The sequence below is a fragment of the Burkholderia cenocepacia genome, from assembly GCF_014211915.1.
Lineage (GTDB): Bacteria > Pseudomonadota > Gammaproteobacteria > Burkholderiales > Burkholderiaceae > Burkholderia > Burkholderia orbicola.
Genome location: NZ_CP060040.1, coordinates 1,511,725 through 1,537,247, shown reverse-complemented (window position 1 = coordinate 1,537,247; position 25,523 = coordinate 1,511,725). Strand labels below are relative to the sequence as shown.

The following is a 25,523-nucleotide window of genomic DNA, read 5'->3' as shown; positions in this document are numbered from 1 at the left end:
GTCAGGCGGCGGCCGACAAGGTCGACGCAGGCTGCGCGCGCTCGGCCTGGCGGCGCTGCCAGCGGCGCACGTGCGGCAGATCCTCGTCGAGCCAGTACGCGTCGTCATCGGTGATCACGAGCAGCTCCTCGAATTTCGCGCCGACGCCGGCGAAGCCGAGATGCGGCTCGACGGCCCACAGGCCCGGCACCGGCGCATGCTCGGAGCGGCGGTCGATCGACCACAGCGGCGACCAGCCCTGCTGTTTCGCCGCGCGGCCCTGGTCGAGCAGCAGGTTGCGCGTCGCGTTCAGCCCGAAGCGCGCGACGAAGCGCGGCTTCGACAGCTTGTGGATCTTCGCGACGCGATGCGCGAGCACCTTGAACGGATAGGCCTTGTGGCGCGGCTCGACGCCCTGGCGGCGGCACAGCGCGTCGACTTCCTGCGCGACTTCCGCCATCGGCCGGCGCGCCTTCACGAGCCGCACGATCATGTCGCGATGGTCCATCAGGTCGTCCTGCAACTGCTCGAGGATCGGGTTGCGGCCCAGGCAGTGCGCGTAGCCGACGTCGGCGACGATGCCGTCGAGCACCGGCGCGACATCCAGGATCACCGGCATGTCGGTTTCGAGCTGGCGGTTGCTCGGGAAGAACGCGAGATTGAAGCCGCCCATGTGCTTGAGGCCGGAGAAGCCCTCGAACGCGGTGCGGTCGCCGAACCACGCGAACGGCTTGTGCAGCCAGTCGTGCACGCCGTTGTCCTGCAGCCATTCGGTCAGGAGGCGCGCGGCCTCCTTCTCGGTGATGCCGGGGTAGAGCATCGCGCCGACGGTTTCGACGCAGCGGTAGGCCAGTTGCTGGACCGCGCGGAATTGCGGCAGCTCGTCGAGGTGGACTTCCGGCAGCGGATGGTGGGCGGTCATGATGCGTCTCCATGTGTCGGCCCGCGTTTGCGTCTCGGCGTAGGGCGGGTCCTGGGCAAGGCTTGGGGTGCTGATCTGGATGCATCCGCCGGCGTCCATCGCCATACGGCTTATTCAGTCAGCATTTAATGTGTCATTGAGTAATGTAATGATCATAGCCGGTTCGCGGTCGCGCGCCAGCCCTTGGAGATGAGGACTTCTCCTAATGAAGGGCCGAAATGGAGGGGAAGCTCTAGATTTCAGGCGCTCGGGGCGGGATGGGCGTTGCTTGTCCGTGCGTCCTCAGCGGGGAAGTCGACGGGGATCGCCAGGCAAGGCTTCCGCACGGCCCGGCATGTCGCGCCGGATCAACTCCCCGTCGCGTCGCGGCGGGACGCTGTCAAATTGCCGAAATAATTTCGTCACATCATCCGCCCCGATTCGAAGCCTTTGCGGCTTCGCGAGGCCGGCGTGCCGCGCGTCGCGCGGGGCAGCGACCGAAGCCGATTCGGCATTTCAACGGAGAGACCATGCAACGCCGCCAGTTCATGAACACCCTTGCCGCGGCGACCGCTGCGACGCCGCTGATGCTCAAGGCCGGCATCGCCGGCGCGAAGAGCGCAACCGCCCCGGACGCGCTGGACCCCGGCCGCTGGTCGCCGTTCAACGCCGCGCGCCTGCAGGCGGTGCTCGACCAGCATGGCGTCGCGAGCGCCCGCTACGACGGAAAGCGCCGCCCGTATGCGGTGTTCGACTGGGACAACACGTGCATCATGAACGACTGCGAAGAGGCGTTGCTGATGTACCAGATCAACCATCTGCAGTACAAGCTGACGCCGGACGAATTCGTCGCCGTGATGTGGAAGGACGTGCCGAAGGGCGCGTTCATGAAGGACTACACGACCGTCGACGGCAAGCCGGTGACGATGGAGGATCTCGCGGCCGACGTCGAGTCCGACTACCGCTGGCTCCATGCGAACTACCAGGGCCTCGGCGGCGACAAGAGCCTCGACGAGATCCGCGAGACCGACCCGTTCAAGGATTTCCGCGCGAAGCTGTACTTCATGTACGACGCGATCTGCGACACGCATCCGCTCGAAGTCGGCTACAAGTGGATCATCTACTTCTACCAGAACATGACGACCGCCGAGCTGCAGGCGATGGCGCAAGCGTCGAACAACTACGGGATCGGCGACGCGCTGCGCAAGGTCCGCTACGAAAGCCCGAAGACGCTGCCGGGCAAGGCCGGCGTGGTGGCCGACACGCATTTCCACGGCATCCGCATTCACGAGGAAATCCGCGCGGTGATGCACACGCTGCGGGCGAACGGCATCGACGTGTACGTGAGCACTGCGTCGCTCGACGACGTCGTGCGCGTGTTCGCCGGCAATCCTGACTATGGCTACGGCGTGCCGCCCGAGAACGTGATCGGCTTGCGTCTCGACATGCAGGACGGCAAGTACACGAGCACCTATCCGGCCGGCTGGCACTTCAACTGGGGGCCCGGCAAGACGGTGGGCATTCGCAACGTGCTCGTGTCGAAGAAGGGCTACGGGCCGCTGCTGGTGTTCGGCGACAGCGACGGCGATGCGTGGATGCTGCGCGATTTCAAGGACACCGCGGCCGGCGTGATCGTCAACCGGATGAAGAAGGGCGAGATCGGCGCGGACAGCAAGCTCGCGGCCGAACAGATCGGCAACCCGGACGCGCGTTTCCTGCTGCAGGGCCGCGACGAGCACACGGGGCTGATGATTCCGGACGAGAAGTCGATCAAGTACGGCAAGGCCGAGCGCAAGCTGTTGGCCTGACGCGGGCGGGCGCGGGCCGCCGGGCGCTGGTCGCGGCTCCCGCGCTCATCGACCTCGGCCCCGGGGCGTCTCGCGGGACGGCGCACGCGCGTCTCAAGGCTCGCGCGACGGGCCCAACCGATCCAGCAACGCCCCCAGCAGATCGACCGGCAGCGGAAACACGATCGTCGAATTCTTGTCCGCCGCGATCGTCGTCAGCGTCTGCAGATAGCGCAACTGCATCGCCTGCGGCTGCAGCGCGAGCCGCTGCGCGGCCTGCAGCAGTTTCTCCGACGCCTGCAATTCGCCTTCCGCATGAATCACCTTCGCGCGCCGCTCGCGCTCGGCTTCGGCCTGCCGTGCGATCGCGCGGATCATCGTCTCGTTCAGGTCGACGTGCTTGATCTCGACCGTCGATACCTTGATCCCCCACGCATCGGTCTGCGCGTCGAGCGTCTTCTGGATGTCCGCGTTCAATTGTTCGCGCTCGGCGAGCAGCGCGTCGAGTTCGTGCTTGCCGAGCACCGCGCGCAGCGTCGTCTGCGCGAGCTGGCTCGTCGCCTCGAAGAAGCGCGCGACCTGGATCACGGCCTTTTCCGGATCGACGACGCGGAAATACACGACCGCATTGACCTTCACCGACACGTTGTCGCGCGTGATCACGTCCTGCGCCGGCACGTCGAACACGACGGTGCGCAGGTCGATCCGCACGACCTGCTGGACGATCGGGATGATCAGCACCAGCCCCGGCCCCTTCACTTTCCAGAACCGGCCGAGCATGAACACGACACCGCGCTCGTACTCGCGAAAGATGCGGATCGACGACGCGACGAGCACCACGACGAAGACGATGAGGACGCTGCTGAAGCCGAACGTGTAACCGATCATGAAGGTTCTCCCTGCGGATGGGCGGGTGCGGGCACGTCGTAGAGCGGCGCGACCGTCAGCGTCAGCCCGTGGCGACCGGTGACGCGCACGCGGCAGCCGGCGGCCAGCGGCGTGCTGCTCGCCACGCGCCAGCGCTCGCCGTGCACGCGCGCCCAGCCGGCGGCCGACGAGGGTGCGCCGGCCGCGCCTGGCGGCTGGTCCGGATGCAGGCCGTCGTCGAGTACTTCGCCGATGCTGCCGAGCATCGCCTCGGCGCCCGTCACGACCGGGCGCTGCCGTGCGCGCAGCGCGACGCTCGACACGCCCGCGACGAGCAGCCCGCCGCCGAGCGCGAGGCTCGCGATCACGGGCCACGGAATCCCGTAGCCGGGCACGTCGGTGTCGATCAGCATCAGCGCGCCGATCGTGAACGCGACGATGCCGCCGAACCCCAGCACGCCGAAGGTCGGCAGGAACGCCTCCGCGACGAGGCAGCCGAGCCCGAGCAGCACGAGGCCGAGGCCCGCATAGCTGACCGGCAGCAACTGCATCGCGAACAGCCCGACCAGCAGGCATATCGTGCCGGCGACGCCCGGCAGCACGAAACCGGGGTTCGCGAATTCGAAGAAGAGGCCGTAGATGCCGATCGTCAGCAGGATCAGCGCGACGTTCGGATCGGCGATGATCGCGAGGAACCGGCTGCGCCAGTCGGGCGCGAGCACGACGAGCGGCGCGTGCGCGGTCGCGAGATGCAGCGTGCCGGCGGTCGTCGTCACCGCGCGGCCGTCGAGCTGGCGCGCGAGATCGGCCGGGTCCTGCGCGATCAGGTCGACCACATGCTGCGCGCGCGCCTCGTTTGCCGACAGGCTCACGGCCTCGCGTACCGCGCGCTCGGCCCATTCGGCATTGCGCCCGCGCAACTGCGCGAGGCCGCGGATGTAAGCGGATGCATCCTGCATCGCCTTGCGGATCTCGGTCGATTGCGTGTCGGTCGGCAGCGCGGCCGCCGCGCCAGGCGTATCCGAGGCACCCGATGCACCAGTCGGCCGCGGCGCAGCCGGATTCGCGCCCGGCGGTGCGGCGCCGCCGATGCCGAACTGCACGGGCGACGCCGCGCCGAGGTTGGTGCCAGGCGCCATCGCTGCGACGTGGCTCGCATAGACGATGTAGGTGCCCGCGCTCGCCGCCCGCGCACCGCCCGGCGCGACGAACGCGGCGACCGGCACCGGCGAGCCGAGGATGGCCTTGATGATCTGCCGCATCGACGTATCGAGGCCGCCGGGCGTGTCGAGCTGCAGGATCGCGAGCGGCGCGTGCTCGCGGGCCGCGCGGTCGACCGAACGCACGATGAAATCGGCGCTGGCCGGCCCGATCGCACCGTTGACGGGAATCACGACGACGGGATGCGCGGCGGGCGCGTCGGCCGATGGCGGCGCGGCAAGTGCAGCGCACACGACGAGCAGCGCCGCGAACAGCGCGGCGCGCGCGGACAGCGGGTGACGGGGGCGGCCGTCGGGCGCGGCAGGCGCCGGCGGCGGGGCATGACGATGAAAGCGCATCGGGACGTCCGGGCGGCGCACGGCCGCGTGCCGTCCGGCTGGCGGAAAGGGCGTGGGCCCGATGCTTGAAGATTAGGCGGTTTCGGCCGAAAGCGCGAAGGCGAGGCAGGGCCGATCGCGCATTCAGCCGGCGCCGCCGCCGCGCGCGAGCGCTTCTTCCCGAAACTCGGCCGGACTGCGCCCGCTCCACTTGCGAAACGCGCGGTAGAACGCGCTCGGCTCCGCGAAACCGGTCGCGGCCGCGACGTCGGCGATCGTGCGGGCGGGGTCGGCCAGCGCCTCGAACGCGAGATCGCGCCTTAGCGTGTCCTTGATCGACTGGTACGCGTGGCCTTCCTGGTGCAGCTTGCGGCGCAGCGTGGCCTCGGCCACGTGCAGCCGCGCGGCCATCCCGCCCGCGCCCGGCCATGCGGCGGGCGGCATTCCGCGCAGCACCGCGCGCACCCGCTGCGCGAGCGCGTTCGGGTTGCGGTACTTGACGATGAAGCTGGCCGGCGCGTTACGCAGAAACGTTTTCAGCGTCTTCGCGTTCTGCACGACCGGCAGCGTCGCGAATTCGGGATCGAAATCGACATACGAATCGGGCTCGTTGAACCGCATGTCGTCGCAGAACATCGACGGGTATTCGTGATCGGCGGGCGGCGTATCGCAGCGGAAGCTCGCGTGCAGCAGCGGTATGCGCCGGCCGATGAGCCAGCAGGTGAGCCCGTACACGATGATGAAATAGGTCGCGTACGTGAACATCGCGGGCGTCGCGCCGTTGTTGCGGTGCACGAAACGCAGCCGCACGCGCTGCGGATTCGCGTCGAGCTCCGCGTGGAGGTCGTCGAGCACGCAGTGCATGAAGTTCACCGCGCGCGCCATCGCGTGCAGCCCGTCGCGTGCGGACAGCGCCGCCTGGCTCATCGCGATGAAGCTGCCGCTGCGCATCGGATGGCGATCCTGCCCGAAAAACTCGTCGTCGAGCGTGCGCGCAATCGCGTTCCACAGCGCGCCGTATTGCTGCGCGGACACGCGTGCGCGCGGCTGCCCGAGCAGCGCCGGTGCGATACCGGCCTGCGCGAGCAGCGGCTCGGCCGCGACGCCGCGCCGCGTGGCCAGCGCGACGCTGTACGCGACGAGGCTGATCGCGACGGTTCCCTTGTCTTCCTGCTTCATCGGTGTCGCCGGTGTGGCAAAAACGCTCAGTGTAAATGAGCGACGCGAGCATCGAACAGTCGCGCGCGCTTGCCTACACTTGTTGCATCGAAACGCAAGGACGGTCGCGCCCGGCGGCCGCGGGAGACTGCAGCACCATGGACGAGCTTTACACCGAAGACCAGCGGATGATCCGCGACGCCGCGCGCGCGTTTGCCACCGAGATGCTGGCGCCGAACGCCGCGCAGTGGGACCACGACGCGCACCTGCCCGACGCGATCGTCGCGCAGCTCGGCGAGCTCGGCCTGCTCGGGATGATCGTGCCGCAGGAACTGGGCGGCTCGTATACGGATTACGTGGCGTATGCGCTGGCGATGGAGGAAGTCGCGGCCGGCGACGCCGCGTGCGCGACGATGATGAGCGTGCACAACTCGGTCGGCTGCGGGCCGATCCTCGGCTTCGGCACGCCCGCGCAAAAGGATCGCTGGCTGGCCGACATGGCGGCCGGCCGCGTGATCGGCGCATTCTGCCTGACCGAGCCGCATGCCGGTTCCGAGGCGAACAACCTGCGCACGCGGGCCGAACTGCGCGACGGCAAATGGGTGTTGAACGGCGCGAAGCAGTTCGTGACCAACGGCCAGCGCGCCGGTGTCGCGATCGTTTTTGCCATGACGGACCCGGAAGCCGGCAAGCGCGGCATTTCCGCATTCCTGGTGCCGACCGACACGCCGGGCTTCATCGTCGGCAAGCCCGAGAAGAAGATGGGCATCCGCGCGTCGGATACGTGCCCGATCACGTTCGAGAACTGCGCGATTCCGGAGGAGAACCTGCTTGGCAATCGCGGCGAAGGGCTGAAGATCGCGCTGTCGAACCTCGAAGGCGGGCGCATCGGCATCGCCGCGCAGGCGCTCGGCATCGCGCGCGCCGCGTTCGACAAGGCGCGCCGCTATGCGGGCGAGCGCGTGCAGTTCGGCAAGCCGATCGCCGAGCATCAGGCGATCCAGCAGAAGCTCGCCGACATGGCCGTGCAGATCAACGCCGCGCGCCTGCTCGTGCATCACGCGGCGAAGCTGCGCACGGCCGGGCTGCCGTGCCTGTCGGAAGCGTCGCAGGCGAAGCTGTTCGCGTCCGAGATGGCCGAGCGCGTCTGTTCGGATGCGATCCAGATCCACGGCGGCTACGGCTACCTGGTCGATTACGAAGTCGAGCGTCATTATCGCGACGCGCGCATCACGCAGATTTACGAAGGCACCAGCGAAGTGCAGCGGATGGTGATCGCGCGGCAGCTGTGAGCCGCGACGTGCGCCCATCCGGCATCACGCAGTCGAACAAACGGTCGAACAGGCAGGCACACGAGACAGGCACGAGGGCAGCGCGGCAAACGCGGCACGCAACGACGTGACCGTGCGCCGTGCAACACGGAACCGGGCAAGTGCCGCAGCACCTGCGCCGGTTGACCGCTGGGCATGGAGACTGGACGGAGACGACACATGACGGTACAGGCATTCCTGGACGCACGCGACTTTCTGCTGCGCCATCGCACCGACTACGACACCGCGTATCGCGATTTCGCATGGCCGGTGCTCGATGCGTTCAACTGGGCGCTCGACTACTTCGACCCGATGGCGCGCGGCAACGACCAGCCCGCGCTGTGGATCGTCGACGCGGCGACCGGCACGGGCGACCCGTATTCGTTCGCGCAGATGTCCGAGCGTTCGTCGCGGATCGCGAACTGGCTGCGCTCGATCGGCGTCGGGCGCGGCGACCGCATCCTGCTGATGCTGCCGAACCGGGTCGAGCTGTGGGACGCGATGCTGGCCGCGATGAAGCTCGGCGCGATCGTGCTGCCCGCCACCACGCAACTGTCGCCCGACGACGTGCGCGACCGCGTGCAGATCGGCGGCGCGACCTACGCGATCGTCGACGAGAACGAAACCGCGAAGTTCGAGCAGGCCGGCCTCGGCCTCGAGCAGAAAATCGTCGCCGGCGCGCCGCGCGCGGGCTGGCTCGCGATGAACGACGGCTATGCGGCGAGCGCCGCGTTCGAGCCGGATGCCGTCACGCACGCAAACGATCCGATGCTGCTGTACTTCACGTCGGGCACGACGTCGAAGCCGAAGCTCGTCGAGCATACGCACCGCACCTATCCGGTCGGGCACCTGTCTACGATGTACTGGGTCGGCCTGCAACCGGGCGACATCCATTGGAACATCAGCTCGCCGGGCTGGGCGAAGCACGCGTGGAGCTGCTTCTTCGCGCCATGGAATGCGCAGGCGTGCGTGTTCGCGTTCAACTATGCGCGCTTCGAGCCGAAGGTCGTGCTCGATGCGCTCGTCAAGTACCGGGTGACGACGCTGTGCGCGCCGCCGACCGTGTGGCGCATGCTCGTGCAGCAGCCGCTCGCGTCGTTCGACGTGAAGCTGCGCGAGATCGTCGGCGCGGGCGAGCCGCTGAATCCCGAGATCATCGAGCGCGTGAAGAAGGCCTGGAACATCTCGATTCGCGACGGCTACGGCCAGACCGAGACGACCTGCCTGATCGGCAATTCGCCGGGCCAGCCGGTGGTCGCCGGCTCGATGGGCCGGCCGCTGCCCGGCTACCGGATCGCGTTGCTCGACCCGGACGGCGCGCCGGTGACCGAAGGCGAGGTCGCGCTGCCGATCGGTGACGACGTCACGCGCCCGGTCGGGCTGATGAAGGGCTACGCGAACAATCCCGATGCGACGGCTCACGCGATGCGCGACGGTCACTACCGTACGTCGGACATCGCGATGCGTCGCGACGACGGCTACTACGTGTACATCGGCCGCGCGGACGACGTGTTCAAGTCGTCCGACTACCGGCTGAGCCCGTTCGAACTGGAAAGCGTGCTGATCGAGCATCCGGCGATCGCGGAAGCGGCCGTCGTGCCGAGCCCGGACCCGGTGCGGCTGTCGGTGCCGAAGACCTTCATCACGCTGCGCCAGGGCTATGAAGAAAGCCCCGCGCTCGCGCTGGAGATCTTCCGTTTCTCGCGCGAGAAGCTCGCGCCGTACAAGCGCATCCGCCGGCTGCAGTTCGCGGAACTGCCGAAGACGATCTCGGGGAAGATTCGCCGCGTCGAGCTGCGCCGTCGCGAGATCGAGCGCGGCGACGACGCGACCGCGCGCATGCCCGGCGAATACTGGGAAGAAGATTTCGCCAACGAACTGAAATGACCGGCTGCGGGCCGCGTGCCGCGGCCGCCGTCCATCGACTGACTGAACTGAACGGGCCACGCGTTGAATGACGCCACCCGGCCCACTGCAAGGAGAGTGCACTGATGAACGCGAATCCGACGCCCCGCACGGGGCAAGACGTGCCGACGGTCAAGCTGCTGATCGACGGCGCCTTCGTCGAGTCCACCACCAGCGAGTGGCGCGACATCGTCAACCCGGCGACGCAGCAGGTGCTCGCACGCGTGCCGTTCGCGACCGTCGCGGAAGTCGACGCGGCCGTGCAGGCCGCGCACGCCGCGTATGCGACGTGGAAGAACACGCCGATCGCCGCGCGCATGCGCATCATGCTGAAGTTCCAGGATCTGGTGCGCGCGAACCAGCAGCGCATCGCGAAGACGCTGACGGCTGAACAGGGCAAGACGATTCCGGACGCCGAAGGCGACATCTTCCGCGGCCTCGAAGTGGTCGAGCACGCATGCTCGATCGGCACGCTGCAGCTCGGCGAATTCGCGGAGAACGTCGCGGGCGGCGTCGACACCTACACGCTGCGCCAGCCGCTCGGCGTGTGCGCGGGCATCACGCCGTTCAATTTCCCCGCGATGATTCCGCTGTGGATGTTCCCGATGGCGATCGTGTGCGGCAACACGTTCGTGCTGAAGCCGTCCGAGCAGGACCCGATGTCGACGATGGAACTCGTCGAACTCGCGCTCGAGGCCGGCATACCGAAAGGGGTACTGAACGTCGTGCACGGCGGCAAGGAAGTCGTCGACGCGATCTGTACGCATCCGCTCGTGAAGGCGATCTCGTTCGTCGGCTCGACCGCCGTCGGCACGCACGTGTACAACCTCGGCAGCCAGCACGGCAAGCGCGTGCAGTCGATGATGGGCGCGAAGAACCACGCGATCGTGCTGCCCGACGCGAACCGCGAGCAGGCGATCAACGCGCTCGTCGGCGCGGGCTTCGGCGCGGCCGGCCAGCGCTGCATGGCGACTTCCGTCGCGGTGCTGGTGGGCCAGGCGCGCGAATGGTTGCCCGACATCGTCGCGAAGGCGAAGACGCTGAAGGTCAACGCGGGCTCGGAAGCGGGCACCGACGTCGGGCCGGTCGTGTCGCGCGGTGCGAAGGCGCGGATTCTGTCGCTGATCGACATGGGCATCAAGGAAGGCGCGAAGCTCGAACTCGACGGCCGCGACGTGAAGGTCGCCGGTTTCGAGGAAGGCAACTTCATCGGGCCGACGATCTTCTCCGGCGTGAAAACCGACATGACGATCTACACGCATGAAATCTTCGGGCCCGTGCTGGTCGTGATGGAAGTCGACACGCTTGACGACGCGATCGCGCTCGTCAACGCGAACCCGATGGGCAACGGCGTGGGCATCTTCACGCAGAGCGGCGCGGCCGCGCGCAAGTTCCAGAGCGAGATCGACGTCGGCCAGGTCGGCATCAACATCCCGATTCCGGTGCCCGTGCCGTTCTTCAGCTTCACCGGTTCGCGCGGCTCGAAGCTCGGCGACCTCGGCCCGTACGGCAAGCAGGTCGTGCAGTTCTACACGCAGACCAAGACGGTCACCGCGCGCTGGTTCGACGACGACACGACGGCCGGCCCGGTGAACACGACGATCCGGCTGCATTGAGCGGCGGAGGACACCACCATGAAAATCGGATTTATCGGCCTCGGCCACATGGGCGCGCCGATGGCGCTGAACCTGCTGAAAGCCGGCCACGACGTGCATGCGTTCGACCTGAGCGCCGACGCATTGCGCGCGCTGCAGGACGCCGGCGCGCAGGTGGCAGCTTCCCCGCGCGATGCGGCATCGGGCGCGACGTTCGTGATCACGATGCTGCCGGCCGCGCCGCACGTGCGCTCGGTGCTGTCCGGCGAGAACGGCGTGCTGGCCGGTCTCGGCGCGGGTGCGACGGTGATCGATTCGAGCACGATCGACCCGGCGAGCGCGCAGGCGTTCGGCGCGCTGGTGCGCGAGCACGGCGGTGCGTTCGTCGATGCGCCGGTGTCGGGCGGCACCGGCGGCGCGGCGGCCGGCACGCTGACCTTCATGGTCGGCGGCAGCGACGCGGATTTCGAGCGCGTGAAGCCGGTGCTCGCCGGGATGGGCAAGAACATCGTCCATTGCGGCGCGACCGGGATGGGGCAGGTCGCGAAGGTCTGCAACAACCTCGTGCTCGGCATCTCGATGGCGGCGGTGTCGGAGGCGATGTCGCTCGGCGTCGCGCTCGGCATCGACCCGAAGGTGCTGGCCGGTATCGTCAACACGTCGACGGGCCGCTGCTGGAGCTCGGACACCTACAACCCGTATCCGGGCGTGATCGAGACCGCGCCGTCGTCGCGCGGCTACTCGGGCGGCTTCGGCACCGACCTGATGCTGAAGGATCTCGGCCTCGCGAACGACGCGGCGAAGCAGGCGCGCCAGCCCGTCTATCTCGGCGCGCTCGCGCAGCAGCTGTATCAGACGATGAGCAGCCGCGGCGACGGCCAGCTCGATTTCTCGGCGGTGATCCGCCTGTATCAACCAGCCACGAAGAAGGACGCGTGATGATCGAACTCGACTATGTCGACGACGGCGCGATCGCGTGCGCGACGCTCAAGCGTCCGCCCGCGAACGCCTTTACCGCCGACGGGCTTCAGCAGTTGCAGGCCATCGTCGCCGAACTGAATGCGAACCCGCGCGTGCGTGCGCTGGTGATCACCGGCGACGGCCCCAAGTTCTTCAGCGCGGGCGCCGACCTCAACACGTTCGCCGACGGCGATCGCGCGGTCGCGCGCGCGATGGCGGCGCGCTTCGGCGCGGCGTTCGAAGCGCTGCACGACGCACGCGTCGTGACGATCGCGGCGATTAACGGTTACGCGATGGGCGGCGGCCTCGAATGCGCGCTCGCGTGCGACCTGCGGATCGCGGAGACGCATGCGCAGATGGCGCTGCCGGAACCGTCGGTCGGCCTGCTGCCGTGCGGGCTCGGCACGCAGACGCTGCCCTGGCTCGTCGGCGAAGGCTGGGCGAAGAAGATCATCCTGACCGGCGCGCGCGTCGACGCCTCCACCGCGCTGCGGATCGGCCTCGTCGAGGACGTGGTGGAAAGCGGCGCCGCGCGCGATGCGGCACTCGCGCTGGCGCGCAACGTCGCGCGGCAAAGCCCGCATGCGGTGGCTTACAGCAAGGAGCTGATCGGCCTTGCACGTCGCGGTGTGCCGCGAAGCGCGGCGCTCGCGGTCGAACGCGAACGCTTCGTCGACCTGTTCGACACGGCCGATCCGCGCGAAGGCGTGGCGGCGTTCCTGGGCAAGCGCGCGCCGCAGTGGCGCACCGATGGAGAATCGCAACGATGAGTACGCCGATGACGAATCACGACGCATTCGCCGAGCACGCGCCCGAGGTGCTGTTTCGCGTGGTGAACCGCGTGGCGCTGATCACGCTGAACCGGCCTGCCGCGCTCAACGCGCTGTCGTACGCGATGATCGGCGAGCTGACCGCGCTGTTCGAACGCTGCCGCCACGACGACCAGATCGTCGCGGTCGTGCTGCGCGGCGCGGGCGAGAAGGGCTTCTGCGCGGGCGGCGACGTGCGTGCGTTGCACAAGATGGTCGCGCAGCGCGAGACCTGGCTGCCGTTCTTCGTCGACGAATACCGGCTCGACTATGCGATCCACACGTTCCCGAAGCCGGTGGTCGCGCTGATGGACGGCGTGACGATGGGCGGCGGCATGGGCCTCGCGCAGGGCGCGGCGCTGCGCGTCGCGACCGAGCGCAGCAAGATCGCGATGCCGGAAACGCGCATCGGCCTCGTGCCCGACGTGGGTGCGACGCATTTCCTGTCGGGCATGCCGGTTGAACTCGAACTGTACGTGGGGCTGACCGGCGCGATGCTGTCGGGTGCCGACGCGCTGAGCGCGAAGCTCGCGGACCTGTGCGTGCCGTCCGCATGGCTCGACACGTTCGAGACGCGCATCGAGAGCGTCAAGTGGGACGGCGATGCGCTGCCGTTGCTGCGCAAGGTGTTCGAGCCGCCGTGCAACGTGGTGCCGCATGCGGCGCTCGACAGCCAGATGCCGTGGATCGTCCGCCACTTCGACAAGCGCTCGAGCGTCGAGCGGATCGTCGCGACGCTCACGCAGGAGCTGGCGCGTGACGAGCTGGCACGCGAGCACCGCCAATGGCTGCAGGCGACGCTCGATGCGCTCGCGAGCCATTCGCCGACGATGCTCGCCGTGACGCGCGAGGCGCTGCTGCGCGGCCGGCAAATGACGCTCGCGGAATCGTTCCGGATGGAGCTCGGCATCGTCGCGCGCGCGATCGAGGAAGGCGACTTCTGCGAAGGCGTGCGCGCGCATCTCGTCGACAAGGATCGCAAGCCGCGCTGGGCGCCCGCGTCGCTGGTCGAGCTGCGCGCCGAACGCGTGCGGCATTTCCTGACGTCGCCGTGGAAGCTGTTCGCGCATCCGCTCGCCGATCTCGGCGCGGCGTGATGCGATGAACCGACGCGCCCGGGCGGCGCGTCGGTTGCCGCGTATCCCTTTCCTGTTCTTCCGCGTTCAGCGCTCGATCATCGGCGGTACCGCCTCCACGAGCGCATCGATCACGCAGCGGGTCTTGCGCGGCAGGTAGCGCGTTTTCGGCCAGATCGCATGAATGTCGCCTTCGCAGACGAAGCAGCGATCGAGCACGACCACCATCTCCCCGCGCTTCACGTAGTGATCGAGCAGCCAACTCGGCAGCCACGCGATCCCGAACCCCGACGCGCCGGCCGCCGCGATCGCCTGCACGTCGTCGAAACTGAGCTGGTGCGGCATGTCGATGTGGACGCTCGAGCCGTCCGGCGCACGCAGGTACCACGGCTGGACGACGCCCGAGCGTGAATACGCGATCGTGCGGTGGTTTTTCAGATCGTCGAGCGATTGCGGTGTGCCGTGGCGAGCGAGATACGACGGCGCCGCGCCGAGGCTCCCGTATTGCGTGCCGAGCCGCCGCACCGCGAGGCTCGTGCTGTCCGCGAGCGGGCCGATTCGCACCGCCAGATCGATGCCTTCCTCGACGAGATCGACGAAGCGGTCGGTGATCGACACGTCGATCCGCAGGTGCGGGTAAGTGCGCGCGAGGTCGAGCACGATCGGCGTCACGCAGTGGTGCCCGAATGCGAGCGGCACGCTCAGCCGCAACTTGCCGCGCGCCTCGTGGCGGCCGCAGTCGAGGTCGGCTTCCGCCGCTTCCAGTTCCGCCAGCGCGCGCACGCAGCGGTCGTAGTACGCCTGGCCGTCATCGGTCAGGCTCTGGCTGCGCGTCGTGCGCTGCAGCAGCCGCGCGCCGAGCCGCTTCTCGAGCCGCGCGATCGCCTTGCCGACGGCCGAGCGCGTCATGTCGAGCCGTTCCGCGGCGAGCGCGAAGCTGCCGGATTCCACGACCTGGACGAAGGTCGTCACGCCGTCGAGTCTGTCGGTCATGGCGGGTGGTGTGTTGCGTCTATTGGGTCCTGAGATTCCCCAGTGCATGGAAACGGGTGCGTCAATGGGGAGGTGAATTCTCACTATAGTACCGATTCCCGCCCAGCGTGCGTCGCCGGCCGCGCGCGGCGAATCCTACTCACCTGGAGGTGCGCGGCCTGTCGCCGGGCCGCCGCGCAATACGCATGACGCTATCCGACTCCCGCAGGAATGCGGTCGCGCTCGCGGCCGTCTGTCTCACGTCGCTGATGTTCGGCCTCGAAATCTCGAGCGTGCCGGTGATCCTGCCGACGCTCGAACACGTGCTGCATGGCGATTTCAACGGCATGCAGTGGATCATGAACGCGTACACGATCGCGTGTACGACGGTGTTGATGGCGGCCGGCACGCTCGCGGACCGGTTCGGCCGCAAGCGCGTGTACGTGATCGGCACCGTGCTGTTCGGCGCGACGTCGCTGCTGTGCGGGCTCGCGCCGAACGTGCCGGTGCTCGTCGCGGGCCGGCTGCTGCAGGGCGCGAGCGGCGGCGCGATGCTGATCTGCCAGATCGCCGTGCTGTCGCACCAGTTCCGCGAAGGGCGCGAGCGCGGCCGCGCGTTCGGGATCTGGGGGATCGTGTTCGGCATCGGGCTCGGCTTCGGGCCGATCGTCGGCGGCGCGATCGTCGCGCTGGCGAGCTGGCCGTGGGTGTTCCTCGTCCATGCGCCGCTCGCGGCCGTCGCGCTCGTGCTGATCGGCGGCGCGGTGCAGGAGTCGCGCGATCCGCATGCGGGCGCGCTCGATGTGGCGGGCATCGTCACGCTGTCGCTCGCGGTGCTCGGCCTCGCGTTCTACATCACCCAAAGCGCGGAACTCGGGCTGACGAGCGCGGCCGGCCTCGGCGTGCTCGGCGCGACCGTGCTCGCGGTGATCGGTTTCGTCATCGCGGAGCGCGCCAGCGCACGGCCGATGTTCGACTTCTCGGTGTTCCGGATTCGCGCGTTCACCGGCGCGATCTTCGGCTCGATGGGGATGAACTTCAGCTTCTGGCCGTTCATGATCTACCTGCCGATCTGGTTCCAGATCGCGCTCGGTTACGACAGCGTGACGGCCGGCCTCGCATTGCTCGCATACACGTTGCCGACGCTGATCGCGCCGCCGTTCGGCGAACGGCTCGCGCTGCGCTACGGGCCGGGCGTCGTGATTCCGGCCGGCCTGTTCACGATCGCGGCCGGTTTCGTGCTGATGCGGTTGGGCAGCGCGGCCGATCATGCGAGCTGGCTGACGATGCTGCCGGGCTGCGTGATCGCCGGCATCGGGCTCGGCTTGACCAATACGCCCGTCACCAACACGACGACGGGCGCGGTGCCGAGTGCGCGGGCCGGGATGGCGTCGGGCATCGACATGAGCGCGCGGATGATCTCGCTCGCGCTGAACATCGCGACGATGGGCTTCGTGCTCGTGGCGGGGATCGTCGCGAGCCTGAAGGGCGGGCCGGCCGGCGCGATCGGCGACGCGGCGCTGCGCCGGCTCGCGCAGGAGATCGCGGCGGGCCGCACCGACGGGCTGCAGGCGATCGCGCCGGCGCTCGCGCAGGCCGACCCGAGCGGCGCGGCGTTGCACGCGGCGCTCGTGCATGGCTTCGGCTGGGTGATGGTGTACGGCGCGGCGGGTGTGGCCCTGCTCGCGACCGCGAGCGCGGTGGCGTTCGCGCCGGCGCGGCGTGGAGCGACCGTGTGCGAATGACGCGGCCGGCGCGCGGCGTGTGAGGTGCGGCGTGTGACGGCCGGTCAGGAAGTCCCGCCGCCGAGCGCGCGGTAGAGCTTCATCTGGTTGTTGAGCCGGTTCAGGCGTGTCAGTTCGTCGGCGCTTTGCGCGCTCCTCAGCACCTGCTGCTGATCGAGCCACGGCTGCACGGCGGTCGCGCCGGCCGCGAAGCGCGCGGCGGCCAGCCGTTCGGCGCGCTGGGCCTGGGCGAGCGACAGCGCACGCTGTTCGGCTTCGCGTTCGAGCTGCACGCGCGCCGACAGTGCGTTCTCGACTTCTGCGAGCGCCGTGTAGAGCCGCTGGCGGAACCCGACGACCGCTTCCTCGTACTGCGACTTCGACACCCTGATCTGCAACTGCATCGTGTTCCACTGGATGAACGGCAGCGCGAGGCCGAGCCCGAGCGTGCCGACCGGATTCGTCAGCACGCGCTCGAGACTCGTGCTCGTCGTGCCGGCGCTGCCGGTCAGCGTGAAGGTCGGATAGAAGCTGGTGCGCGTCGCGTCGACCTGCGCAAGCGATTCGCGCAGCCGGAATTCCGCCGCACGCAGGTCGGGGCGCCGGCCGAGCAGGCTGGCGGGCAGGCCGGCCGCGACGTCGGGCGGTGCGGCATCGGGCAGCGCAGCCGGTTCGGCCGCGCGCTGCTGCGGCGGCCGGTCGAACAGGATCGCGAGCGCGTGGCGGTTCTCGGTGCGCTGCTGAATCAGCTGCGTCTGCGCCGCGCGTTGCGCGGCGAGGCTCTGTTCGGCCTGCGCGAGGTCGAGCCCCGACACGGCGCCGGCCGTGTGCCGCGACCGCACGAGCGCGAGCGTGCGCGCCGCATACGCGATATTCGCGTCGCCGAGCGCGATCTGCCGGTTCAGATAGCCGATCTGCCAGTACAGCGCCGCGGTCGTGCCGATCAGCGACAGCCGTGCGGCTTCGAGATCGGCGGCGGTCGCGTCGGCCTCCCAGCGCGCGGCGTCGCGCAGCGCGGCCAGCCGGCCCCACAGGTCGATTTCATAGCTGAGCGAACCATTGACGCCGCTCGAACGGCTCATCTGGTGCGTGTCGAGCGTGCGCGATACGGCGCCGTTCGCGCCGAGCGTCACGTTCGGCGTCAGGTTCGTATCGACGAGCCCGGCCTGCAACTGCGCGCGATACACGCGGATCGCCCCGATCGCGAGGTCGTTGTTGGCGCGCAGCGCGTCGTCGATCAATGCATCGAGTTGCGGATCGCCGAAACTGCGCCACCAGTCGCCCGTGGCGGCCGGCGCGTCGGCCGCGACCGGCGCGGCCCAGTTGGCGGGCATCGCGACGGCGGGCAGCGGGTCGTGGCGCGCACCCGCGCAGCCGGCGAGCAGTGCGGCCGCGCATGCGAATGCGCCGAGACGGTGAAGCGGGGAGGAGTGCGTCATGGCAGGTTTTTCGTCAGTCGCGCGCGAGCGCATCGATCGGGTCGAGCCGCGACGCGTTGCGCGCGGGCATGAACCCGAAAATCACGCCGGTGAGCGTCGAGCACACGAAAGCCGTCACGATCGCGCCGGCCGAGAACACCATCTTCCACTGCGCGACGAACACCGAGAACAGCGCGCCGAGCCCGAACGACAGCGCGATGCCGATCGTGCCGCCGAGCAGGCACACCAGCACGGCCTCGACGAGGAACTGCTGCAGGATGTCGGACTGGCGCGCACCGACCGCCATCCGGATGCCGATCTCGCGCGTGCGCTCGGTGACCGACACCAGCATGATGTTCATCACACCGATCCCGCCGACCACGAGCGAGATCACCGCGATCAGCGACAGCAGCAGTGTGAGTGACTGGCCGGTCTTCTCGACGGTCTTGACCACGCTGTCCATGTTGTACGTGAAGAAGTCCTTGCGGCCGTGGCGCTGGATCATCAGCTTCTCGAGGCTTTTCTCGGCGGCCGCGCTCGGCTGCCCGTCGCGCACGCGCACGGTGATGCTGTCGAGATAGCGCTGGCCGAACAGGCGACCGCTCGCGGTCGTGTACGGCACCCACACGTTCAGGCTCTTCACGCTGCCGAACGCGCTCTTCTTGTCGGCGGTCACGCCGATCACGACGCACGGTACGTTGTCGACCAGGATCGCTTCGCCGACCGGATTGCGCGTCGCGCCGAACAGCTTGCGACGCGTGTTCTGGTCGATCACGGCCACTTGCGCCTGGCGGCGCACCGCATCGTCGTCGAACGGGACACCGAGCGCGAAGCGCATTCCGCGCGTTTGGAAGTAGCTGTCGCCGACGCCGCTCACGAGCGCGTGGACGTCGACGTTGCGGTAGCGCAGCAGCAGCGTGCGCGACGTTTCGGGCGTCGCGCTGTCGACGTACGGCTGCTCCGCGAGCGCGGCGACGTCGGCGGGCACGAGCGTCTGGATCGTGTCCGCGCGGCTGTCGCCCCAGTCGGAGCCCGGATAGAAGCTGATCGTATTGGTGCCGATGCTGCCGATCTCTTCGAGCATGTAGCGCTTCGCCCCTTCGCCGACCGCGACGATCGATACCACCGACGTGATGCCGATGATGATGCCGAGCATCGTCAGCAGCGTGCGCAGCCGGTGAGACACGAGCGCGATCCATGCCATCCGGCATGCTTCGGCGAAACGGCCGGTGCCGGCCGCGAAGCGTCGGGCGTGCGGGGTGGGATCGGTGGCGGTATCGTTATCGGTGGGTGGCGGTGCATCGCCGGAAGCCGGTGCGGGCGGCGCGGATGGTGTGTCGGCCGCCGTTTCCGTCGTTGCGGCCGCGCCGATGCCCACTTCCGCGAGCGCCTCCGCGTAGTGGCGGTTCGGCCGGTCCGCGACGATCTCGCCGTCGCTGATCTCGATGATGCGCCGCGCATGGCGCGCCACGGCCTTGTCGTGCGTGACGATCACGATCGTATGGCCGAGCGCGTTCAGCTCGTGCAGGATGCGGATCACGTCCTGGCCGCTTTTCGTGTCGAGCGCGCCGGTCGGTTCGTCCGCGAGGATCACCTGGCCGCCGTTCATCAGCGCGCGCGCGATGCTCACGCGCTGCTGCTGGCCGCCGGACAGTTGGCCGGGCCGGTGATGCGCGCGATCCGCGAGCCCGAGGCGCGCGAGCAACGCACGGGCGCGTGCATGCCGTTCGGCGCGCGGGGTGCCCGCGTAGATCGCCGGCATTTCCAGGTTCGCGACCGCGTCGACGTGCGGCAGCAGGTGATAGCGCTGGAACACGAAGCCGAAGTGCTCGCGGCGCAACTGCGCGAGTTCGTCGCTGTCGAGCATGTGCGTGTCGCGTCCGCCGACCGTGTACGTGCCTTCGTTCGGATGATCGAGGCAGCCGAGGATGTTCATCAGCGTCGACTTGCCGGACCCCGACGCGCCGACGATCGCGACGATCTCGCCCGCGCCGATCGACAGGTTGACGTTGTTCAGCACGACGACGTCCTTGTCGCCGGCCGGAAAGCGTCGCGTGACGGCGGCGAGTTTCAGCAGGGGCTGGCGCATCGTTACACCATGTCCGACAGCGGCGCGCGCTCGTCAGCCGACGCTTCGCCGATCACGACGCGCTCGCCGTCCTTCAGGCCGGCCAGTACTTCGACGCGCACGTTGTTGTTGATGCCGATGCGGACGTGGCGCGTTTCCGTGCTGCCGTCGGCACGCAGCACGCGTACCGCGACGGTGCCGTCCTTGCGCTTCTCGCCGAGCGCGGCGGCCGGGATGCTGAGCGCATTGCGCGCGTTGCCGAGCACGATGTTGACCTGCGCGGTCATCGCGATGCGCAGCCGGTGCTCGGGATTCGGCACGTCGAACAGCGCGTTGTAGAACACCGCGGCGTTCGGCTTCGCGCCGCCGCCGGCCCCTCCGCCGAGCGCGCTTTGCGCGTCGGCGTAGTTCTGCGGTGCCGGTTCGATCGCGCGCAGCTTGCCGTAGTGACGCTTGTCCGGTTCGCCGAGAATCGTGAAATAAGCGGTCTGGCCGGCGCTCACGCGGATCACGTCCGCTTCCGACACCTGCGCCTTCACGGTCATCGTGTCGAGATTCGCGAGCTTCAGGATCACCGGCGCCTGCTGCTGCGCGATCACGGTCTGGCCTTCCTGCGTGACGATCGCGACGACCTCGCCGTCGATCGGCGCGACGATGCGCGTGTAGCCGAGGTTCGCCTGCGCGGTCTCGATCTGGATGCGGGCCGAACGAATCTGCGCGGCGAGCGATGCGAGGGTCGCGCGCTGCACGTCGAGCGTCGCCTTCGCGGCTTCGAACGATTCGCGCGACGTCGCATCGTCGGGCAGCATCGCCTGCTGGCGGCGGAACGCGAGTTCGGCTTGCGTCAACTGCGCGGTGGTCGATTGTTGCTGCGCGCGCAGGCTTTCTTCGCTGGCGCACGCCTGGCGCAGCGCGTTTTCCGAGATCACCGGGTCGATCTCGGCGAGCCACTGGCCCTTCGTGACCTTGTCGCCGAGCTTGACCTTCAGCGTCTTCAACTGCCCCGACACCTGCGCGCCGACGTCGACCTGCCTGAACGCCTGCAGCGCGCCGGTCGCGAGCACCGCGTTCTCGAGATCGCCGCGCGTGACCGGCGCGGACAGGTATTGCGGATGCTTGGTCGGCGCGCAGGCCTTCAGCGTGATGCCGGCGGCGATCGCGGCGACGGCAAGGGTAGCCAGCACGATGCGCCGGCGGCGATGGGTCTTCTGGGTCATGAGAATGCGGCGAGGATGAAGCCGGCGCCGGCGATGCGTGCGGCCGAGCGGAACGATCCGGTCGGCGTCGCATGCCGGGCATGTTGCCCGCGACGGGTTCCGCGTACGCATCGCGCGGGTGTGCCGAATCGAATCAGGCGCTCATGGTAAGCGAGGAATTCGCGCCAAAACGTGTGGAAATTGTGCTGAATTGTGTGGACACCGTACCGATACGCGGGCCGGAGGGCGCAATTGTCTCGATCTGTGAAAAGGCAGTGATTCGCCGTGCCCGCACTACCGCCGTGCGGCGACGATCGCCATCATCGGCCGGTCGCGTTCCTCGTCGAGCGCGGGCAGCCCATCGACCTGCTCGGGCGTCGGCCCCAATCGTACAAGGGGTATGAGCGTGAAGTTCCCCGATCCTGCGAGCCTATGCGCGGTACCCACCCGTGTCGATCTTGCGCTGCGTATCGGCGTCGACGATTTCGCGGATCGCGCGGAACAGCGGCGCGGCGTCGGTATAGCGGCGGCCGTAGCCGAGATTGAACGCATAGTCGAAATCGGGCGGATTGCTGCCCTGGTTGTGCTGCAGGATCGTTTCGAGCTTGTCGAGCGCTTTCGCCGCGCGGGCTTCGGGTGAGGCGGCCGCCTCGTATTCGTCCCACAGCGCGACGATCTCGTCGCGCACCGCACGGTCGAGCGACGCGGTCAGCGTCAGCAGGTCGTCGCGTTCATGTGCGCTCTTGTCGGGATGCGCGGCCTGCTCGATCGCAGGGATGTCGCCGTGCAGCGCCTCGCCGAGGTCGTGGACGACGCACAGTTTCAGCAGCTTCAGCGTATCGACGCCGGGCAGCGCGTCGGCGAACACGAGCGCCATCAGGCATAGCCGCCAGCTGTGCTCGGCCGTGCTTTCCGGGCGGCCGGCCGACGTGTGGCCGCTGCGCAGCACGTCCTTCAGGCGTTCGGCTTCGCGCAGGAACGCGAGCCGCGCGTGGATCGTATCGGGGTTCATGGTCGGCGTCGTTGCGATGAACCGCCAAGCGTACGCCGGCCGGCCGTGGTGCGTCCACGCATGAAATATGCGCGACTGTCAGTGTGCGTCGAGCGTCTCCACGAGCCGCACGGCCGAGCCGTCCGACAGCGTCAGCCGTGTCCACCGGCATCGGCTGCCGCGAATCGGCACGACGCGCGACGCATTCGCGCCGGTGTCGAACTCGACGCTCGGCGGCCCCGCGCGGTCGTGCCAGCCGAGCGGGTCGAGCGCGGCTTCCATGCGGGCGATTTCCGGTGTCGCGTAGCGCCACAGCGACGTGCCGAGCAACGTCGAAAGCGGTTGCGAGAACTCGGCCGCGCGCGCCGGGGAACTGGCCAGCAGGCGGTGCGTGAGGTCGCACACGAGATGCATGCGGCCCGCGCTGCCGGCGATCAGCCGCGCGAGTGCGTGGTCGCCCGCGGAATCGAGGCGCGCGGCGAGCAGCCGTTCGGCCGTCGCGCGCTCGGCGGGCGACATCTGCTGAAGGCCGGCTTCCCAGCGCGAGATCGTCGATTGCGCGACGCCGAACAGCTCGGCTGCATGGCTTTGCTTCACGCGGTGCAGCGTGCGCCAGCGCTTGAGTTGCGGGCCGAGCGAGGATGGATGAAGCGGCGGGTGGGGCATGTCGATGCTCCTGTTTCATGCGTCGGCCAGCGCCATGGCGGACAGGGGCCGGCGTGGAACCCGGCGAGCGGCGGCCAGCATGTGCCGGCGTTGAATCGGTCCATGCATGTGTTCTTGCCCCGTCTGCGCGGTTCGGTTGGGTGGCTTTCGCCCTCGGAAGCCGGATTCTCGCGTATCCGCCGCACGTTGTCGAACCCGAACCCTGCCGCGGCAGTGGGCAGCTGCGCCCGTCCGCGCCCCGTCGAAAACGTTTTCGCGAGGCTTTCAAGCGGCCCCTTCATATCTTATTATTCGCCCAGAGCGGCGCGCGCCGGCCGCCATCGAGCATGTCGACGACATGACGCGCCGGCAACGATGACCGCCTTCCGGCCGGCGCGTCGCCCGACACGCGGTTGACACGACAGGGAGCGCGAGGCCGCGCGTATCCCGAAAAAGATACGAGGGCGCAATGGTACGACTGGTGTTGCTGCTGCTGGGCATCGAATATCTGCGAACCCGCTGGCGCGGGCTGACGGTGCTCGGCTGGCTGTGGGTCGTCGCGGGCGTCGGCATTTTCGTCGATGCACTCGACGGCGCGTTGCATTTTCCGATCGAGCTGTTCGCGTGGCTGTTCCTGATCGAGGGGCTCGCGACGCTCGCGGTGGCCGGCAGCGGTGTCGGCGGGCAGCGCATCCTGCGCTACGTGAAGGGCATCGCGGTCGTGGTGGCGGCGGGGCTCGTGTTCGCCGGCCATCATCACGGTCACTTCCTGCTGTCGATGATCTTCGGCACGCTGTTTCTCGTCGACGGGCTGCTGCAATGCACGTCCGCGTGGATGGTGCGCTATCGCCGCTGGCATGTCGCGTTCGCGTGGGGCGTCGTCGAGATCCTGCTGGCGATCTTCTTTTTCCAGCCGTACCCGACGCACTACGCGGGCACCGTACCGTACTGCCTCGGCCTGCTGCTGATGTTCGGCGGGATGCACCTGCTGAGCCTCGCCGCACGTGTGAAGCGGCTGACGCGCAACCCGGCGTTCGCGACGTCGCCCGCGCCGGCGCTTGCACCGGATCTCGACGACGCACCGGACCGGCCGCAGTTCGCGCAATCCGAATGGGACGGCCCGCCGGCCGACAGCGAGCGGGCGCTCACCGTGCACGTATGGACGCCGACCGGCACGTCGAAGGCCGAAGCGCAGCGCTACCCGGTGATCGACCGCTACATTGCGGCGGTGGACGTCAACGGCGTGATCTCGACCGGCCATGCGGCGCTGGAGTCGCCGGAGGGCATCTACATCAGCCTGTATCCGGGCGTCGAAATCGATCGTTCTCCGGACGAATTCACGCGCATCCTGCGGGCGACGCGCGAGAACGACGTGCCCGGCCTGTTCCAGCCCGACTATGCGACCGAGTCGAAAGCGTGGTGCCCGTCGACCGTGCGCGTGCGCATTCGCAACTACGATCCGGCCAAGCTCGACGCGTTCTGGTCGTCGTACCGGCAGAACACGACGTACAACCTCACGTACCGCAACTGCTCGAGCACCGTGTCGAATGCGCTCGAGGCCGCGCTCGACGGTGCGGTGTGGCGGCTGAAGGGCGCGCGGGCCGGATGGGGTGCATTCGTGCGGCTGCTGCTCACCCCCGAGCTGTGGGTAGCCGCGCAGATCCGCAAGCGCGCGGTGACGATGGCGTGGACGCCCGGCCTCACGCTCGACTATGCACGCGCGCTCAGCATGCTCGCCGATCCGCGTCCGTTCGCGTGGTGGAAGGTCGCGCGCTCGGCGGTGAGCGCGATCATGGCGTCGCGGCGTGCATGGCGCGAGCAGGACAGCGCAGCGCTGTCGCCCGGCGGATCGGAGGCGGCGTCGATGAAGTAAAACGCGTGGCGCCGGAAGCGGGGCCGGCATCACGAGGGACGCCTGCGCGCGGTGCGGCCCGCCGATATTGCCCGCGATAAAAACCCACGGACGACAACGATGAACGAGACGACCGCGTTTCGCATCCTGATTCCCGCCGCGTTGACGCTGGCGCTGGCAAGCGTCTGCTTCGCGCAGGCGGGCACCGACGAAGTGCCGCGCATGAGCAACGACGTGTACCGGACGTCGGTGTCGTTCTGCTCGAACGTCCCGGCCGCCGAGAAGATCGCGTGCCAGGGCGACATGATCGCCGCGGGCAGCCGGATCGTCGCGGCGATCGGCGGCCTGCCGCCGGCTTCGGCCACGGCGATCGACGAAGGCGCGCGCAACAAGCTGCCGCCGGAGGAGCGCAACGGGCTCGCGCCGGTCGAGCCGGGTGCGATCGACAAGGACGACACGCTGGCCGGCCTCGCCGGCATGGTGCGCCTGTGCGACGTGTACGAGCCCGAACCGGCGTCGCGCGCGCGGCATCACGCTGCGCTGCAGCAGAAGGCGCCCGATGTCGCACCGCGTGTCGAGGCGTTGCTGGCCGATGCGTCGACCGCGGCGCGCCGGCGCGTCAGCATCGGCGTGTGGCAGATTCTCGCGCTCGAGGGACCCGAAGCGTCGGCGCGCGCGTGTACGCAGCTGGGCACCTGAGCGAAGCGCGCATTCTTTCGTGCACCTTCACATTTGTGCCACGTTGCGGCAGCAACAATCGCGGGCAGACATT

At 68.7% G+C, this 25,523-nt stretch carries 20 protein-coding genes; 10 read left to right on the top strand and 10 right to left on the bottom strand.

All coding sequences use genetic code 11. From position 1 onward, the window contains the following. Position 1: 1 nt before the first annotated feature. On the bottom strand, positions 2–901 hold the full coding sequence (locus SY91_RS23355; RefSeq protein WP_185921176.1) for a M24 family metallopeptidase: 900 nt from the start codon (positions 899–901) through the stop codon (positions 2–4). Between the two features lie 509 nt (positions 902–1,410). Here SY91_RS23355 and SY91_RS23350 point away from each other — a divergent pair. Further along, a complete protein-coding gene (locus tag SY91_RS23350; protein ID WP_124478432.1) occupies positions 1,411–2,688 on the top strand; it encodes an HAD family hydrolase in 1,278 nt (425 codons plus the stop codon). A 93-nt stretch (positions 2,689–2,781) separates the two neighbouring features. On the opposite strand, the gene SY91_RS23345 is transcribed toward SY91_RS23350, so the two are convergent. The 3 genes from SY91_RS23345 to SY91_RS23335 form a co-directional block, all read right to left on the bottom strand. After that, complete coding sequence (locus SY91_RS23345) at positions 2,782–3,555, bottom strand: slipin family protein (RefSeq protein WP_034175199.1); 774 nt, start codon at positions 3,553–3,555, stop codon at positions 2,782–2,784. Then, positions 3,552–5,093: an NfeD family protein gene (locus SY91_RS23340; RefSeq protein ID WP_185921175.1), complete on the bottom strand. Its 1,542-nt coding sequence runs from the start codon at positions 5,091–5,093 to the stop codon at positions 3,552–3,554. Before SY91_RS23340 ends, SY91_RS23345 begins: the two co-directional genes overlap by 4 nt. A 123-nt stretch (positions 5,094–5,216) precedes the next feature. Beyond that, positions 5,217–6,251 (bottom strand): AraC family transcriptional regulator, encoded by a 1,035-nt coding sequence (locus SY91_RS23335; protein WP_023477776.1) that lies wholly within the window; start codon positions 6,249–6,251, stop codon positions 5,217–5,219. 137 nt (positions 6,252–6,388) lie between these two features. On the opposite strand from SY91_RS23335, the gene SY91_RS23330 reads away from it, so the two are divergent. The 6 genes from SY91_RS23330 (at position 6,389) to SY91_RS23305 (ending at position 13,906) form a co-directional block, all read left to right on the top strand. Then, entirely contained in the window at positions 6,389–7,522 is a 1,134-nt protein-coding gene (locus SY91_RS23330; protein WP_023477775.1) for an acyl-CoA dehydrogenase family protein, read from the top strand. 198 nt (positions 7,523–7,720) lie between these two features. Next, positions 7,721–9,427 (top strand): AMP-binding protein, encoded by a 1,707-nt coding sequence (locus SY91_RS23325; protein WP_023477773.1) that lies wholly within the window; start codon positions 7,721–7,723, stop codon positions 9,425–9,427. Positions 9,428–9,531: 104 nt separating this feature from the next. Continuing rightward, the gene (locus SY91_RS23320) at positions 9,532–11,061 is read left to right on the top strand and encodes a CoA-acylating methylmalonate-semialdehyde dehydrogenase (RefSeq protein ID WP_023477772.1); all 1,530 of its coding nucleotides are present in this window, start codon (positions 9,532–9,534) and stop codon (positions 11,059–11,061) included. 18 nt (positions 11,062–11,079) lie between these two features. After that, the gene (gene mmsB / locus SY91_RS23315; RefSeq protein ID WP_006480765.1) at positions 11,080–11,979 is read left to right on the top strand and encodes a 3-hydroxyisobutyrate dehydrogenase; all 900 of its coding nucleotides are present in this window, start codon (positions 11,080–11,082) and stop codon (positions 11,977–11,979) included. Then, on the top strand, positions 11,979–12,770 hold the full coding sequence (locus SY91_RS23310) for an enoyl-CoA hydratase (RefSeq protein WP_043888563.1): 792 nt from the start codon (positions 11,979–11,981) through the stop codon (positions 12,768–12,770). The genes mmsB and SY91_RS23310 overlap by 1 nt, the downstream gene beginning before the upstream one ends. Further along, on the top strand, positions 12,767–13,906 hold the full coding sequence (locus tag SY91_RS23305; protein WP_023477769.1) for an enoyl-CoA hydratase/isomerase family protein: 1,140 nt from the start codon (positions 12,767–12,769) through the stop codon (positions 13,904–13,906). Before SY91_RS23310 ends, SY91_RS23305 begins: the two co-directional genes overlap by 4 nt. 66 nt (positions 13,907–13,972) lie before the next feature. On the opposite strand, the gene SY91_RS23300 is transcribed toward SY91_RS23305, so the two are convergent. After that, positions 13,973–14,878 (bottom strand): LysR family transcriptional regulator, encoded by a 906-nt coding sequence (locus tag SY91_RS23300; protein ID WP_012339624.1) that lies wholly within the window; start codon positions 14,876–14,878, stop codon positions 13,973–13,975. 185 nt (positions 14,879–15,063) lie between these two features. Here SY91_RS23300 and SY91_RS23295 point away from each other — a divergent pair, with 185 nt between their 5' ends. After that, the gene (locus SY91_RS23295; protein ID WP_185921174.1) at positions 15,064–16,602 is read left to right on the top strand and encodes an MFS transporter; all 1,539 of its coding nucleotides are present in this window, start codon (positions 15,064–15,066) and stop codon (positions 16,600–16,602) included. A 44-nt stretch (positions 16,603–16,646) separates the two neighbouring features. On the opposite strand, the gene SY91_RS23290 is transcribed toward SY91_RS23295, so the two are convergent. From SY91_RS23290 to SY91_RS23270, 5 genes are all read right to left on the bottom strand, one after another. Next, positions 16,647–18,020, bottom strand: coding sequence for an efflux transporter outer membrane subunit (locus SY91_RS23290; protein WP_185921173.1), 1,374 nt, complete (start codon positions 18,018–18,020; stop codon positions 16,647–16,649). Between the two features lie 13 nt (positions 18,021–18,033). Then, the gene (locus SY91_RS23285) at positions 18,034–20,088 is read right to left on the bottom strand and encodes a MacB family efflux pump subunit (protein ID WP_006480770.1); all 2,055 of its coding nucleotides are present in this window, start codon (positions 20,086–20,088) and stop codon (positions 18,034–18,036) included. Positions 20,089–20,090: 2 nt separating this feature from the next. After that, the gene (locus tag SY91_RS23280; protein WP_185921172.1) at positions 20,091–21,284 is read right to left on the bottom strand and encodes an efflux RND transporter periplasmic adaptor subunit; all 1,194 of its coding nucleotides are present in this window, start codon (positions 21,282–21,284) and stop codon (positions 20,091–20,093) included. A 409-nt stretch (positions 21,285–21,693) separates the two neighbouring features. Next, positions 21,694–22,275 carry an HD domain-containing protein gene (locus tag SY91_RS23275; RefSeq protein WP_185921171.1) on the bottom strand — a complete coding sequence of 194 codons (582 nt, stop codon included), beginning with the start codon at positions 22,273–22,275 and terminating at the stop codon, positions 21,694–21,696. 78 nt (positions 22,276–22,353) lie between these two features. Next, complete coding sequence (locus tag SY91_RS23270) at positions 22,354–22,920, bottom strand: helix-turn-helix domain-containing protein (protein WP_006480773.1); 567 nt, start codon at positions 22,918–22,920, stop codon at positions 22,354–22,356. Positions 22,921–23,368: 448 nt separating this feature from the next. Here SY91_RS23270 and SY91_RS23265 point away from each other — a divergent pair, with 448 nt between their 5' ends. Continuing rightward, the gene (locus SY91_RS23265; RefSeq protein ID WP_185921170.1) at positions 23,369–24,772 is read left to right on the top strand and encodes an HdeD family acid-resistance protein; all 1,404 of its coding nucleotides are present in this window, start codon (positions 23,369–23,371) and stop codon (positions 24,770–24,772) included. A 99-nt stretch (positions 24,773–24,871) separates the two neighbouring features. Then, a complete protein-coding gene (locus SY91_RS23260) occupies positions 24,872–25,450 on the top strand; it encodes a hypothetical protein (protein WP_185921169.1) in 579 nt (192 codons plus the stop codon). The last annotated feature ends 73 nt before the right edge of the window (positions 25,451–25,523 follow it).